The organism is Stenotrophomonas sp. 169 (genome assembly GCF_014621775.1).
GTDB lineage: Bacteria > Pseudomonadota > Gammaproteobacteria > Xanthomonadales > Xanthomonadaceae > Stenotrophomonas.
In genome coordinates this window covers 2,354,200-2,368,419 of record NZ_CP061204.1, presented here as the reverse complement: position 1 = coordinate 2,368,419, position 14,220 = coordinate 2,354,200, and the positions used below count along the sequence as shown (strand labels likewise).

The following is a 14,220-nucleotide window of genomic DNA, read 5'->3' as shown; positions in this document are numbered from 1 at the left end:
CGCCATCGCCCGATCCCGGTCGGAACGCAGTGTGCCGGCTCATGGCCGGCACCTGCCGAATGTACGCGTGGGGGAGGGAGCGCACTCAGGCCGCGTCAAGGCCGGCACGGCGCGTCTGCGCCTTGATCAGCCGATCCATCGTGCGCAGCGAACGGTCGCCCAGCGCCAGCGCCGAATCCACCCAGACCTTGGTGATTTCCAGCAGTTCGTCGTAGCTCACGGCCTGCGCCAGGTTGCGCGCAGCGTTCATGGCCAGGTAGGACTGTGGGATGCGCTGATGCTGGCGGATCAGGTCTTCTACCGCCTTGCGCCCTTCGCCCTTCTTTACCAGCAGATCCACCACGCCCATCGCATGCATCTCTTCGGCGCTGTAGATCCGGCCGTCAAGGATGATCTTCTCGGCCTGCTGCGGGGCCACCCGACGGCACAGGAACGAGTACGCGCCCATGCCCGGGAACAGCCCGAACAGCACCTCCGGCAGGCCCATGCCCGCGCCTTCCTCGGCCACGATGGTGTGGCAGGCCAGCGCCATTTCCAGGCCGCCGCCGAGCGCATCGCCTTGGATCAGCGCGATGGACCGCACATCACCGCCGAAGCCGGTGTGCAGGTGGTGCACGCCTTCCACGCAGCGCTGGGCGTACGCCAGCAGGCGGTCCCTGTTGCCTTCCCGGATCAACCGCGTGAACAGGTCCAGATCGCCGCCGAGGTTGTAGGCACTGGCATCGGAGGCCAGCACGAAATGGCGCAGTCGCCCGTCATGCCGCGCCGCCGGTCCGCGGGTGATGGCGCTCATGTAGCTCCACATTTCGTCGAGCATGTCTTTGCGGCAGCAGGGGCGGATACCGGTGCTGGCATCGGCGTGCATATACAGCCAATGGGCGGCGCCATCGGTGCTGTCTTCGGTGCGGATGGTGGTGTAGGGGCGGGTGACGGGCAGCTTTTCAATGGTGCTCATGGCAGTTCCTCGGCATGGCTGGCCCGCGGGAGGATCGGTGGTCGGCGGGCCGACGGGTCCACTCGCGGCGATGCTACACCGACGCAACTGCCCCGAATGGAAAAGCCAGAGTCATTCGCGACGCCGGCCCTTTCAGGTTCCGGTCATCGTGAGAGTCGAGCGGCGGAATGCGGGATCGTGCGGGCCGCTGCGCTCGCCGACCATGGGTCGGCGCTACCGGGGTGCCGGGATCGTGCCCGCTGCTGCGGTCGCCGACCGTGGGTCGGCGCTAGCGGGGGCGGCTCAGGGGGCCGGGGCGTCGCGCAGTTCGCGGCGCAGGATCTTGCCGACGTTGGTCTTCGGCAGTTCCTTGCGGAACTCGACGATCTTCGGATGCTTGTAACCGGTCAGGTTGGCGCGTGCGTGTTCCTTGACCTGTTCGGCGGTCAGGTTCGGGTCCTTCTTGACGATGACCACTTTCACGATCTCACCGGACTTGTCATCCGGCACGCCCACCGCGGCCACTTCCAACACGCCGGGCATCATCGCGATCACGTCCTCGACTTCGTTCGGATAGACGTTGAAGCCGGACACCAGGATCATGTCCTTCTTGCGGTCCACGATGTAGAAGAAGCCCTGCGCATCCATCTTGGCCATGTCGCCGGTGTGCAGCCAACCGTCGGCATCGATGGCGCCGGCGGTGTCTTCAGGCCGCTGCCAGTAGCCCTTCATCACCTGCGGACCCTTGATGCACAGTTCGCCCACGTCGTCACCGCCGACGATGTTGCCGTTGTCATCCTTGATGCAGGCGTCGGTGGAGGGAATCGGCAGGCCGATCGAGCCGTTGTACTCGGCCAGGGTCAGCGGGTTGATGCACGCGGCCGGCGAGGTTTCGGTCAGGCCATAGGCCTCCACGAGGGTAACGCCGGTGACCTTCTTCCAGCGCTCGGCGACCGATCGCTGCACGGCCATGCCGCCCCCCAGGGTGACCTTCATCGAAGAGAAATCCACCGTGTCGAAGCCGGGTGTGTTGAGCAGACCATTGAACAGCGTGTTGACGCCCGTGATGGCGGTGAAGCGCACGCCCTTCAGCTCCTTGACGAAGCCCTTCATGTCGCGCGGATTGGTGATCAGGTGGTTGCAGCCACCGAACTTCATGAAGACCAGGCCGTTCGCCGTCAAGGCGAAGATGTGGTACAGCGGCAGGGCCGTGATGATCCATTCCTTGCCCGGTTCGATGCCGGAGGCGCCGATCCAGGCCGAGGCCTGCTGCATGTTCGCGACCAGGTTGCGATTGGTCAGCATCGCGCCCTTGGCGACGCCGGTGGTGCCACCGGTGTACTGCAGGAAGGCGATGTCGTCGTGGTCGATCTCCACCTTCGGCAGCTCATGGCGGCTGCCCAGCTTCAACGCATGACGGAAGCGCACGGCGCCCTTCAGGGTGTAGTTGGGTACCATCTTCTTGATGTACTTCAGCACGAAGTTCACCACCACGCCCTTGGCGCCCAGCATGTCGCCCAGGCCGGTGGTGATGACATGCTTGACCTGCGTATCGGCGATGACCTGCTGCACGGTGTCACCGAAGTTGTCGACCACCACCAGGGCGGTGACGCCGGCATCGACCAGCTGATGCTTCAGCTCGCGCGCGGTGTACAGCGGGTTGACGTTGACCACGGTCAGGCCGGCGCGCAGCACGCCGAAGGTCGCGATCGGATACTGCAGGCAGTTGGGCATCATCAGCGCGACGCGGTCGCCTTTCTTCAGTTGCAGCTCGCCCAGCAGGTAGGCAGCGAACTGTTCGACCAGTGCATCGGTTTCACCGTAGGTGAGCACCTTGCCGAAGCTGGAGTAGGCGGGGCGATCCCGGTACTTGGCTACCGAAGCGTCGAAGACGGAGGAGACCGAGTGGAACTCGTTGATGTCGATCTCGGCGGGTACGCCGGTCGGATAACTCTGCAACCAGGGACGTTCCAGGCTCATGATTCCCCCTCCAGGAAACTTAGAATTTGAGTGTTGCGGTAGCCAGTATCATGCAGATCCAGCCTTGGCAGCATACCGTCCCGGATGGAAAACGCGAAGAGGCCCGCCAATGGCGGGCCTCTGTGTCCTGCGCGGTAGTGACGGCCCCTGGCCGTCACGCGTGTCATATCAAAGGTCGCCGCCGAGGGAACGACGGCGGAGGGATTGACGGCCAGCGGCCGTCACTACCTCAACGCTGGCGCGGCGGGGCGCCGTTGGCCCTGTAGTACGGCGCGGTGCTGCGCGGCAGCGGGGTGCGCCCGCGCAGCACGTCGGCCAGCTTCTCGGCGATCATGATCGTCGGCGCGTTGAGATTGCCGGTGACCACCTGCGGCATGATCGACGCATCGATGATGCGCAAGCCTTCCATGCCATGCACGCGGCCCTGGCCGTCCACCACCGCCATCGGATCCGAGGCGCTGCCCATCTTGTTCGAGCACGACGGATGGTAAGCCGTCTCGGCATGCTCGCGGACGAAGGCATCGATCTCCGCATCGGTCTGCATCTGGTTGCCGGGCGAAATCTCACGGCCGGTGTACGGTGACAGCGCGGGCCGGGCGAAGATCTCGCGGGTGATGCGGATCGCATCGCGGAATTCGCGCCAGTCCTGATCATGCGACATGTAGTTGAACAGGATGCTGGGATGTTCGCGCGGATCAGTGGAGCGGACATGGACGCGGCCGCGGCTCGGTGAGCGCATCGAGCCGACATGCATCTGGAAGCTGTGCTCCTTGATCGGGTTGGAGCCGTTGTAATTGATGGCCACCGGCAGGAAGTGGTACTGCAGGTTCGGCCAGTCGAATTCCTCGTTGCTGCGGATGAAGCCGCCGCCTTCGAACTGGTTGCTGGCGCCGGTGCCGGTGCCCAGGAACAGCCACTCCGCGCCGATCGCCGGCTGGTTGTACAGCTTCAACGCCGGTGCCAGCGATACCGGCTGCTTGCACTCGTACTGCAGGTACATCTCCAGGTGATCCTGCAGGTTCGCGCCGACGCCCGGCAGGTCGTGCACCACGTCGATGCCCAGGCCACGCAGCAGGTCGGCCGGGCCCACGCCGGAACGCTGCAGCACCTGCGGCGAAGCGATCGCCCCGCCACACAGCAGCACTTCGCGGCGCGCACGCGCCTTCTGCGGTTCATCGTTGCGCAGCCATGCCACGCCCACCGCACGCTTGCCCGAGAACAGGATGCGATCGGTCAGCGCGTGGGTCACGATGGTCAGGTTGGGGCGCGGGCGGGACAGATCCAGATAGCCACGCGCGGTGCTCGAACGGCGGCCGCGCGGGGTCACGGTGCGGTCCATCGGGCCGAACCCTTCCTGCTGGTAGCCGTTGAGGTCGTCGGTGTGCGGGTAGCCCGCCTGCGTACCGGCTTCGATCATCGCCTTGAACAGGACGTTGTTGCCGGCCTTCGGCGTGGTGACCCGCAAGGGGCCATCGCCGCCGTGGTAATCATTCGCGCCGATGTCGCGCGTTTCGGCCTTGCGGAAGTACGGCAGGCAATCGGCGTAGGTCCAGTCGTCCAGGCCCGGCATGCTGGCCCAGTTGTCATAGTCCATCGCATTGCCGCGGATGTAGCACATGCCGTTGATCAGCGACGAACCGCCCAGGCCCTTGCCGCGGCCGCAATCCATGCGCCGATTGTTCATATGCGGCTCGGGATCGGTCTTGTACGCCCAGTTGTAGCGCTTGCCCTGCAGCGGGAAGGCCAGCGCGGCCGGCATCTGCGTGCGGAAGTCGAGGCGGTAATCCGGACCACCGGCTTCCAGCAGCAACACCGTGACGTCGGCGTCTTCGGTCAGCCGCGTGGCCAGCACGTTGCCGGCCGACCCTGCGCCGATGATGATGTAGTCGTATTCGTTGAGGGTGCTCATGTCGTTCTCCTGCAGGCTGGCCGGTGCGCACGCGCGACCGGCTGGCGGGATGAAGGAACGACCGGACGCGGGGGGAGGGGCGCGTCGGTCGTTACCGGGAAGGGGCAATCAGAAGATGCTGGCGTAGTCGCCCAGCTCCACCTGCACCGACTTGATGCGCGTGTAGTGGGCCAGGGTGGAGATGCCGTTCTCACGGCCGACACCGGACTGCTTGTAGCCACCGACCGGCATTTCCGCCGGCGATTCGCCCCAGGTGTTGATCCAGCAGATGCCCGCTTCCAGGCGATGGATGATGCGGTGCGCACGCGCGATATCGTTGCTGACCACGCCCGCGGCCAGGCCGAAATGCGTGTCGTTGGCGCGGCGGATCACTTCCTCTTCGTCGTCGTAGGCCAGGATGCTCATCACCGGCCCGAAGATTTCTTCGCGCACGATGGTCATGTCATCGCGGCAGTCGCTGAAGACGGTCGGCTGCACGTAGGCGCCGTTGGCCAGCGCCGCGTCGGTCACGCGGCCACCGCCGGTCAGCAGACGTGCGCCCTCGGTCTTGCCGGTTTCGATCAGGCGCAGCACGTTGTCCATGTGCGCGAAGCTCACCATCGGGCCGAAGTTGGTGTCAGCCTGGGTGGGGTCACCGATGCGGATGCGCTTCACGCGTTCCACCACCGCCGCTTCGAACGCGGCCAGCATGCTGCGCGGCACGAAAACGCGGGTGCCGTTGGTGCAGACCTGACCGGAGCTGAAGAAGTTGGCCATCACCGCGATATCGGCCGCGCGGTCCAGGTTGGCGTCATCACAGATCACCAGCGGCGACTTGCCGCCCAGTTCCATGGTCACTTCCTTCAGCGACGACGACGCGGCCGACGCCATGACTTTCTTGCCGGTTTCCACGCCGCCGGTGAAGGAGATCTTCTCGATCACCGGGTGTTCGGTCAGCCACGTGCCGACGTCGCGGCCCGGTCCCTGCACCACGTTGAAGACACCGTCCGGCACGCCCGCTTCGGTGTAGATCTTGGCCAGTTCAATAACGGTCAGCGGGGTCACTTCGGAGGGCTTGAACACCATCGCGTTGCCAGCGGCCAGCGCCGGGGCGGACTTCCACAGCGCGATCTGCACCGGGTAATTCCAGGCGCCGATGCCGGCGACCACACCCAGTGGTTCGCGGCGGGTGTAGAAGAAGCTCGACTCGCGCAGCGGCACCTGGCTGCCTTCGATCGCGGTGGCCAGGCCGGCGTAGTACTCCAGCACATCGGCACCGGTGACGATGTCCACCGTGGTGGTCTCGCTCACTGCCTTGCCAGTGTCCAGCGTTTCCAGCCGCGCCAGGTCATCGTTGCGCTCGCGCAGTAGGTCCACCGCACGGCGCAGGATGCGCGAACGCTCCATCGCGGTCATGGCCGCCCACACCTTCTGGCCTTCCGCGGCGCTGGCCACGGCGCGCTCGACGTCGGCCTTGTTGGCGACCTGGACCTCGGCGATCACCTCGCCAGTGGCCGGGTTGACGGTCTGGAAGGTCTTGCCACTGGTGGCGTCGACCAGCTTGCCGTGGATGTAAAGCTGCTGCAGGGGCAGGGTGGACATGGGAACTCCTGGAAGGGGAAGGGGGAGGGGGGAGGGCACCCAGCGCTTATAGCGCGTTTGCCTGTAACTGGAAGTCGATATAGCCGTAAGCGATACGGCGCGCCTTGTCGGCATTGAACTCACCGCCGACCAGACTGCCGCGCAGCCACAGGCCATCGATCATCGCGGCCAGCCCGCGTGCGGCCAGGATGGCCTGCGGCGCCGGCAACGCACGTTTGAACTGGTGGCACAGGTTGGAGAACAGGCGTTGATCGTTTGCGCGCTGCAGTCGAGCCAGTTCCGGCTGGTGCATGCTGGCGGCCCAAAACGTCAACCAGACGCGCATGGCCGTGCCGTTGGTCTGGCTGTCGTCGAAGTTGCCGTCGACGATGGCCCGCAGCTGGGCGCGCGCGTCGTCGGCGCAGGTGTCGCGGAAGCGTGCGACGGCGGCTTTCAGTTCGCGCAGGATCTGCCGCATCGATGCATTGAGCAGCCCATCCTTGTCACCGAAGTAATGGGCCACGATGCCCGTGGACAGGCCTGCCTTGCGCGCGATCGTGGCCACCGTCGCATCGGCCAGGCCGATCTCGTCGATCGTCTCGAAGGTGGCGCGGATCAGCTGTTCACGGCGGACCGGCTCAATTCCTTTCTTTGGCATCGTTTCTCCATGCGCGGCAACCGGTACGGGACCGGGTAGAGGAGTCACTATACTTTTTATTGATTGAACGTTCAATCAATAAAGGCGTAGGATGCGCCTGCGTCCCCCGCGCCCTGCGTCTGGCCCCCCGATCCGGCCCCACGTACGTGCTTCCTGGATCGAAGAGACAACCCCATGTCTTCCAAGGCTTCCTCTGCTCCGTCGCCGCTGCGTTTGAACGGCTTCGTGTTCTTCAGCTCCGCCCTTTCCATCGGCGTGCTGGGTCTGCTCACCGTGCTGCATCCCGATGCCAGCGAACACTGGCTCAAGGTCGCGCAGGCCGAAGTGTCCGCCGCGTTCGGCTGGTGGTACATGGTGCTGATGGTCATCTGCCTGTGCTTCGTGCTGTGGCTGGCGCTGTCGCGCTACGGCGCGATCCGGCTGGGCCACAACGAAGAAGCGCCCGCGTTCGCGTACGTCCCGTGGGTCTCGATGCTGTTTTCCGCAGGCATCGGCATCGCGCTGCTGTATTACGGCGCCTATGAGCCGCTGGACCACTTCCTGGCCCCGCCGGACCAGCCGGGCAGCACCGTGTAGGCGAGTCGCGAGGCAATGGCGCTGACCTTCCTGCATTGGGGACTGCACGGCTGGGCGCTGTATGCGCTTGTGGGTGTCGCACTTGCCTACTTCGCCTATCGCCGGGACCTGCCGCTGGCGTTGCGGTCTGCGCTGTACCCGATCTTCGGCGAGCGCATCCATGGTCGCATCGGGGACATGGTTGACGGATTCGGCATCCTGGCGACGCTGATATCGATGGTGACCAACCTGGGCATCGGCGCGCTGGTGGTGCAATCCGGGCTGACCTATCTGTTCGGCATGCCCGATACGCCGCAGACGCTGGTGCTGATCGTGCTGGTGATGATGGCGGTGGCCACGATCGGCGTGGTGGCCGGTGTGGAGAAGGGGATCGCCTGGCTGTCCAATCTCAATGTGCGCCTGCTGTGCGTGTTGCTGCTGTTCGTGCTGGTGACCGGGCCGACGCTGCATCTGCTGGACGGGCTGGTGCAGAACACCGGCGACTACCTTGCCTCGTTCGTGCGCAAGAGCTTCGATATCTACCTCAACCAGCCTCAGGGCCGCGAGTGGCTGGGCAGCTGGACGCTGTTCTACTGGGCGTGGTGGATTGCCTGGGCGCCGTTCGTGGGCCTGTTCGTGGCGCGTATTTCGCGCGGGCGCACCATCCGCGAAGTGATCCTTGGCGTCCTGCTGATCCCCTTGGGATTCACGTTGGCGTGGCTGTCGATCTTCGGCAACACCGCCATCGACCTGGTGTTGAACCACGGCCAGGCGGTGCTGGGTGAGGTGGCCAAGGCGGATGCGGCGATGACCCTGTTCAAGCTGCTGGAGTACCTGCCGTGGGCGCCCTACGTGGCCGGTGCGGCGGTGGTGATCGGCTTCGTGCTGTTTCTGACGCCGGTGGACTCGGGCACGCTGATGATCGCCAACCTGTGTACCCGGCGCGTGGACGGCGGGGTGGAAGACGGCCACGACGCCCCGATCTGGCTGCGGGTGTTCTGGGCCGCGGTGATCACCGTAGTGAGCATCGGCCTGCTGCTGGCCGGCAACTTCGGCGCGATGCAGACGGCCGTGGTGCTGTGCGGCCTGCCGTTCTCGTTCATCCTGGTGTTCTACATGGTGGGCCTGCTGCGCGCGTTGCGCACCGATCCGGATGCCCCGCATCGGCGCTGAAAACCGCCGAGCACGGCTCGGCGCTACCGGGACGCCCGAAGTGGGTAGCGCCGAGCCACGCTCGGCGAGCGCAGCGGGGCCGTTGCTTTCAAGCCGGTGTGCTACCGAGGCGTAGCGCCGCCTCCAGCAGCGGCACGGCCCATTCCGGCGTGCCACGCAGCTGCTCCAGGTCATCCGCCTGCGGCCACTCCAGCACGCCCTCCTGCAGCTGCAGAACCAGCACCGGGTCGGCCACCGCCTCACCCGCCGCGGCATCGGCACTGTTGTCATAGACCTGCAGCGCCGCCAACACCGGCATCAGGCCGATCAGATTCTGCTGCGCCAGCGGCCAGCGGCGGCGGATGTCGGCTTCATTGATGGGGTGCCCGCCGGCCTGCACGCGCGCCTTCACCCGGGCGATGTGCTGCTCTGGACTGGACAGCCCGCAGAACCACATCAGCACGTCATGCGTTGCGCTGGCCTCATGCAGCATCGCCGTTATCGACGTACCCCCCAGCGTGGTTTCAAAGGCATGGTTGTGGCCCTCGGCCAGTGCGGCCTGCAAGCGGCGTACGCCTTCCTGCCAAGCCTGCCCATTGGCTTGCGCCTGTGGCGTGCCGAGCTGCTGCACCAGTGCGCGCGCATAGGTATCCGGATTGAACCAGTCCAGCCCGGCTTCACGCAGCAGGTGACCGCCGATGGAGCTCTTGCCGGCACCGTTGACGCCGGCCAGCACGTACAGGAACGGACGCGCCATCAGTAGCCGGAACCGGCCTTGACCTTGCCCTGCAGGCGGGCAGGGCGCTGCAGCAGGTCACGTGCGCGCGCACCGGCCTGCGCCTGCTGCAGCACCGCCAAGCGCTCGTCGAAGCCCTGACGGAGCTCGGTCAGGGCAGGGGTCTGGCTGCGCAGTTCATCCAGCGACTGTTCCAGCGCCTCAACCTTGGCCTGCAACGCACGGTACTGGTCGGCGGAGATGATCACCGCCTGCGGCTCGTTGTGGTTGGTGACCACCACCATGCGCTGGTCACGCACCTCCTGCATCACCTTGCGCCAGTGCTCTTTCACCGACGAGGCGGTGGTGCGGGTGAGCTCGGTGATGGGCTCGAAGCTGATCGGGGTGTGCAGCATGGTGGACTCCACGGGGTGTGCCTTGGGGTCGAGATTACTCCTGTTTCGTCCTATTTATATGAATTGTCTAAAATAGGAATAAATCATTTTTTCGAGTGACGTCTGATTGGTGCGAGGGAGAGCGGTTGAAGCCCTTGCGCAGGACACGTCGTAAACCAATCCATGGGGCCCTGCTTTCCGCCCATTCAGGGCGCCAAGCGTCCTGCGCGCAATGGCTTCAACCGCCCTCTCGGCTGGCATCGCTGCGCCAGCGGAGGGTGGGAGGAGCAAAAAGCTTGCACTGGGTGACCGCTAAAGAAAGATATCTTTCATTACAGTCACAGGATGGAAAGAGGACTTTTCATGGCGCGCAGCTCTGGATCTTTTGTGGTGACCACCACGCATGGAGAAGCGGTGCGTGCCTTCGTGCCACTGCCGCTGCCCCCCATCGAGCCGCTGCTTGATCCTCGAAGCTATGCAGCAAGGTCGGAGGGCTGAGCTGGCACTCTCGCGCCTGGCCGCCATGTCCGGGCTGGGCATCGGGCGAATGGTTGATTTACAGCGCGATCAGAAAAGAGGCACTGCTCACCTCACAGCTTGAAGGCACGCAGGCGACTCTTACCGATGTCTTCGATGACGAAGCCGGCATCCGGGTCAACAACGCTGATGACGTGGAGGAAGTGACCAACTACCTTCAAGCGTTTCGCTACGTACGGGAGCAGCTTGGATCGCCAACGGGACTGCCTCTGTCCACCCGGTTGCTCACCGAAGCGCATTGCATACTTCTTTCTGGAGTGCGGGGCGCCTCGCGCCAGCCTGGCACGATACGTACTACCCAGAACTGGATTGGCGGCACCCGGCCCGGCAATGCAGCGTTTGTCCCCCCTCCATCGGGCGAGGTTCATGCGCTGCTGGGGGCTCTGGAGCGTTATATCCATCATGAGGGAGAACAGGAGCTTCCCCCTTTGGTGCGCATTGCGCTGATACACGCCCAGTTCGAGACCATCCACCCATTTCTCGATGGCAATGGACGTATAGGAAGGCTGCTCATCGCCATGCTGCTTGAGCACTGGATGCTGCTACCCGAGCCACTGCTCTGTGTTTCAAGCTATCTCAAGGCACATCAGGCCGAGTACTACCGCAGACTCTCCGCCGTCCGGCTCTACGGTGATTGGGAAGGGTGGGTATCGTTCTTCCTTGAGGCCGTGGAGCGATCGGCTGACGATGCCCAGCGAAATATTGTCGCCTTGGCCACGCGGATCGCCAGCGATCGCAAGCTGGTGCTGGGCGCAGGGAACAGCACGCTGCAGACCATGCGGCTGTTCGAGATGCTTCCGACAATGCCGAAACTGACTGTTGAACGCGCACAGTACGCACTGCGTGTCAGTGCGCCAACTGCACGCGCCGCAGTGGTGTCCCTGGAATCACTTGGCATCCTTAGTGAGACATCGGGGCGCAGTCGTCGGCAGACCTACGCGTATCTGGCGTACATGGATCTTCTCAGGGACTGATGCTTCCAGACCACGGTGACCGGTTATTCCGGGCACCGTGGCCTCACCCTTACCTCCCCGCCAACTGCCGCAGCACGTACTGCAGCAGCCCGCCGTGGCGGAAATACTCCACTTCCTTCGGGGTCAGCAGCATCACCGAAGCCTCAAACGTCTGGCTGCTGCCATCCGCCTTGGTTGCGGTGACCGTGGCGCGCTTGCTGGCGCCGTCCTGCAGGCCGGTGATGTCCAGCGTTTCGGACCCATCCAGGCCCAGCGACTGCGCGTTTTCGCCATTGCGGAACTGCAGCGGCAGCACGCCCATGCCGACCAGGTTGGAGCGATGGATGCGCTCGAAACTCTCCGCAATCACGGCCTTGACGCCCAACAGCAGCGTGCCCTTGGCCGCCCAGTCGCGCGACGAGCCGGTGCCGTACTCCTTGCCGGCCAGCACGACCAGCGGCACGCCGTCGGCCTTGTACTTGATCGCCGCATCGTAGATGGCCAGCTTCTCCGGCTCACCACCGCTGGCGGGGTAGTACAGCGTGTTGCCACCTTCCTCGCCGTCGAACATCAGGTTCTTGATGCGGATGTTGGCGAAGGTGCCGCGCACCATCACGTCATCATTGCCGCGGCGGCTGCCGTAGCTGTTGAAGTCCGCTGGCTGCACGCCGCGGTCCTGCAGGAAGCGACCGGCCGGCGATTCCTTCTTGATGTTGCCCGCAGGCGAAATGTGGTCGGTGGTGATCGAGTCGCCAAACACGCCCATGATCCGCGCACCGTGCACATCGTCGATGGTGCCGACCTGCATGGTCATGCCGTCGAAGTAGGGCGGGTTCTTGATGTAGGTCGAGCCGTCATCCCACTCGTACAGATCGCCATCCGGCGAGGCGATGGTGTTCCAGCGCGAATCGCCCTTGAACACGTCGGCGTAGTTCTGCTTGAACATCTCCGGCCCGAGGGTAGCGGCGATCACATCGCCGATCTCCTTGTTGCTCGGCCAGATGTCACGCAGGTACACCGGCTGGCCATCGCTGCCGGTACCCAGCGGTTCGGTGGTCAGGTCGATGTCGGTGGTGCCGGCGATGGCGTAGGCCACCACCAGCGGCGGACTGGCCAGGTAATTCATCTTCACTTCGGGGTGTACGCGGCCTTCGAAGTTGCGGTTGCCCGACAGCACCGAGGTCACCACCAGGTCGCCCTGGGCAATGCCCGCGCTGACTTCCGCCGGCAACGGGCCGGAGTTGCCGATGCAGGTGGTGCAGCCGTAGCCCACCACGTAGAAGCCGAGCTTTTCCAGCTCGGTCAGCACGCCGGCTTTTTCGAGGTAATCGGTGACGACGCGCGAGCCTGGGCCGAGCGAGGTCTTCACCCACGGCTGGCGATTGAGACCACGCGCGGCCGCGTTGCGGGCCAGCAGGCCTGCCCCGATCATCACCGCCGGATTGGAGGTGTTGGTGCACGAGGTGATGGCGGCGATGACCACCGCGCCGTCCTTCAGCCGGAACGCCTTGCCATCCAGTTCCACGTCGGCCTGGCCCTTGGCCAGCTGCTCGTTGCCCACGGCCGTGCCGCCGCCTTCGTTGATGAAGGTGGACACGTCCACGTCTTTCTTGTCACGGTTGGTGGTCAGTCCGACCAGCGCATCGCGGTAGTTGGCCTGCACGTCTTCCAGCAGCACGCGGTCCTGCGGGCGCTTGGGTCCGGCGAGCGACGGCTTGACGGTGCCCATGTCCAGTTCCAGCGTGGTGCTGTACTGGGCCGGTGCGGTGTCGGCGTCGTGCCACAGGCCCTGGGCCTTGGCATAGGCCTCGACCAGCGCGATCTGCTCTTCAGGACGGCCGGACAGGCGCAGGTAATTCAGTGATTCATTGTCGATCGGGAAGATGCCACAGGTGGCACCGTACTCCGGCGCCATGTTGCCGATGGTCGCGCGGTCGGCCAGCGGCAGATGCTGCAGGCCGTCGCCGAAGAACTCGACGAACTTGCCGACCACCCCGTGCTTGCGCAACTGCTGGGTGACGGTGAGCACCAGATCCGTGGCGGTGGCCCCTTCGGGCATCTGCCCGGTCAGCTTGAAGCCGACCACCTGCGGGATCAGCATCGAGGAAGGCTGGCCCAGCATCGCCGCTTCCGCTTCGATGCCGCCTACGCCCCAGCCTAGTACGCCGATGCCATTGATCATGGTGGTGTGGCTGTCGGTGCCGAACACCGTGTCCGGATACGCGACCGTCACGCCATCCTTGTCCGCTGCCATCACTACACGGGCGAGGTTTTCCAGGTTCACCTGGTGGACGATGCCGGTGTTGGGCGGCACCACCTTGAAGTTGTGGAAGGCCTTCTGGCCCCAGCGCAGGAAGCCGTAGCGTTCCTGATTGCGCTGGAATTCGATCTTGCCGTTGAGGTCCAGCGCTTCGGGCTTGCCGAACACATCCACCTGCACCGAGTGATCGATGACCAGCTCGGACGGGATCTGCGGATTGATCTGTTCCGGGCTGCCGCCCAGTTTGACCACGGCGTCGCGCATCGCAGCCAGATCGACCACGCACGGCACGCCGGTGAAGTCCTGCAGCACCACGCGGGCGGGCATGAACGCAATCTCGATGTCCGGCTCGGCCTTCGGATCCCACTTGGCGACCGCTTCGATGTGATCCTTGCCGACGGTGACCCCACCGTCCTCATGCCGGAGCAGGTTCTCCAGCAGGATCTTCATGGAGTAGGGCAGGTGGGAGATGTCGAAGCGCTGGCCCAGCGCGGGCAGGCTGAAGTAATCGTAGCGCTTGCCGCCGACGTCCAGCTGGCTGCGGGTGGAGAACGAATCACTCATTGCAGATGACTCCTTTGCGAATGGCTTGCAACGGCCGCGCACCAGGCG

At 64.7% G+C, this 14,220-nt stretch carries 9 protein-coding genes and 1 pseudogene; 2 read left to right on the top strand and 8 right to left on the bottom strand.

The window, feature by feature from the left end; translation table 11 throughout:
- Positions 1 to 85 precede the first annotated feature (85 nt).
- The 5 genes from ICJ04_RS10175 to betI form a co-directional block, all read right to left on the bottom strand.
- Positions 86 to 955, bottom strand: coding sequence for a crotonase/enoyl-CoA hydratase family protein (locus ICJ04_RS10175; protein ID WP_188324155.1), 870 nt, complete (start codon positions 953 to 955; stop codon positions 86 to 88).
- 282 nt (positions 956 to 1,237) lie between these two features.
- On the bottom strand, positions 1,238 to 2,914 hold the full coding sequence (locus ICJ04_RS10170) for a long-chain fatty acid--CoA ligase (RefSeq protein ID WP_188324154.1): 1,677 nt from the start codon (positions 2,912 to 2,914) through the stop codon (positions 1,238 to 1,240).
- Positions 2,915 to 3,143: 229 nt separating this feature from the next.
- Positions 3,144 to 4,823 (bottom strand): choline dehydrogenase, encoded by a 1,680-nt coding sequence (gene betA / locus ICJ04_RS10165; RefSeq protein ID WP_188324153.1) that lies wholly within the window; start codon positions 4,821 to 4,823, stop codon positions 3,144 to 3,146.
- Between the two features lie 108 nt (positions 4,824 to 4,931).
- Complete coding sequence (gene betB / locus ICJ04_RS10160) at positions 4,932 to 6,404, bottom strand: betaine-aldehyde dehydrogenase (RefSeq protein ID WP_188324152.1); 1,473 nt, start codon at positions 6,402 to 6,404, stop codon at positions 4,932 to 4,934.
- A 46-nt stretch (positions 6,405 to 6,450) separates the two neighbouring features.
- Positions 6,451 to 7,041 (bottom strand): transcriptional regulator BetI, encoded by a 591-nt coding sequence (gene betI / locus ICJ04_RS10155; protein WP_188324151.1) that lies wholly within the window; start codon positions 7,039 to 7,041, stop codon positions 6,451 to 6,453.
- Positions 7,042 to 7,215: 174 nt separating this feature from the next.
- On the opposite strand from betI, the pseudogene ICJ04_RS10150 reads away from it, so the two are divergent.
- A pseudogene (locus ICJ04_RS10150) lies at positions 7,216 to 8,769 on the top strand (BCCT family transporter).
- A gap of 88 nt (positions 8,770 to 8,857) precedes the next feature.
- Here the strand turns inward: ICJ04_RS10150 and ICJ04_RS10145 are convergent.
- Positions 8,858 to 9,505 carry a hypothetical protein gene (locus ICJ04_RS10145; protein WP_188324150.1) on the bottom strand — a complete coding sequence of 216 codons (648 nt, stop codon included), beginning with the start codon at positions 9,503 to 9,505 and terminating at the stop codon, positions 8,858 to 8,860.
- Complete coding sequence (locus ICJ04_RS10140) at positions 9,505 to 9,879, bottom strand: type II toxin-antitoxin system prevent-host-death family antitoxin (protein ID WP_188324149.1); 375 nt, start codon at positions 9,877 to 9,879, stop codon at positions 9,505 to 9,507. The genes ICJ04_RS10145 and ICJ04_RS10140 overlap by 1 nt, the downstream gene beginning before the upstream one ends.
- A gap of 530 nt (positions 9,880 to 10,409) precedes the next feature.
- Here ICJ04_RS10140 and ICJ04_RS10135 point away from each other — a divergent pair.
- A complete protein-coding gene (locus ICJ04_RS10135) occupies positions 10,410 to 11,369 on the top strand; it encodes a Fic family protein (protein ID WP_223202849.1) in 960 nt (319 codons plus the stop codon).
- Between the two features lie 49 nt (positions 11,370 to 11,418).
- Here the strand turns inward: ICJ04_RS10135 and acnA are convergent, their stop codons facing one another.
- A complete protein-coding gene (gene acnA / locus ICJ04_RS10130) occupies positions 11,419 to 14,172 on the bottom strand; it encodes an aconitate hydratase AcnA (protein WP_188324148.1) in 2,754 nt (917 codons plus the stop codon).
- Positions 14,173 to 14,220 lie beyond the last annotated feature (48 nt).

Coding starts and splice junctions, on each gene's coding strand:
- ICJ04_RS10175 (WP_188324155.1), bottom strand. CDS start 955: ATGAGCACCATTGAAAAGCTGCCCGTCACCCGCCCCTACACCACCATC.
- ICJ04_RS10170 (WP_188324154.1), bottom strand. CDS start 2,914: ATGAGCCTGGAACGTCCCTGGTTGCAGAGTTATCCGACCGGCGTACCC.
- betA (WP_188324153.1), bottom strand. CDS start 4,823: ATGAGCACCCTCAACGAATACGACTACATCATCATCGGCGCAGGGTCG.
- betB (WP_188324152.1), bottom strand. CDS start 6,404: ATGTCCACCCTGCCCCTGCAGCAGCTTTACATCCACGGCAAGCTGGTC.
- betI (WP_188324151.1), bottom strand. CDS start 7,041: ATGCCAAAGAAAGGAATTGAGCCGGTCCGCCGTGAACAGCTGATCCGC.
- ICJ04_RS10145 (WP_188324150.1), bottom strand. CDS start 9,505: ATGGCGCGTCCGTTCCTGTACGTGCTGGCCGGCGTCAACGGTGCCGGC.
- ICJ04_RS10140 (WP_188324149.1), bottom strand. CDS start 9,879: ATGCTGCACACCCCGATCAGCTTCGAGCCCATCACCGAGCTCACCCGC.
- acnA (WP_188324148.1), bottom strand. CDS start 14,172: ATGAGTGATTCGTTCTCCACCCGCAGCCAGCTGGACGTCGGCGGCAAG.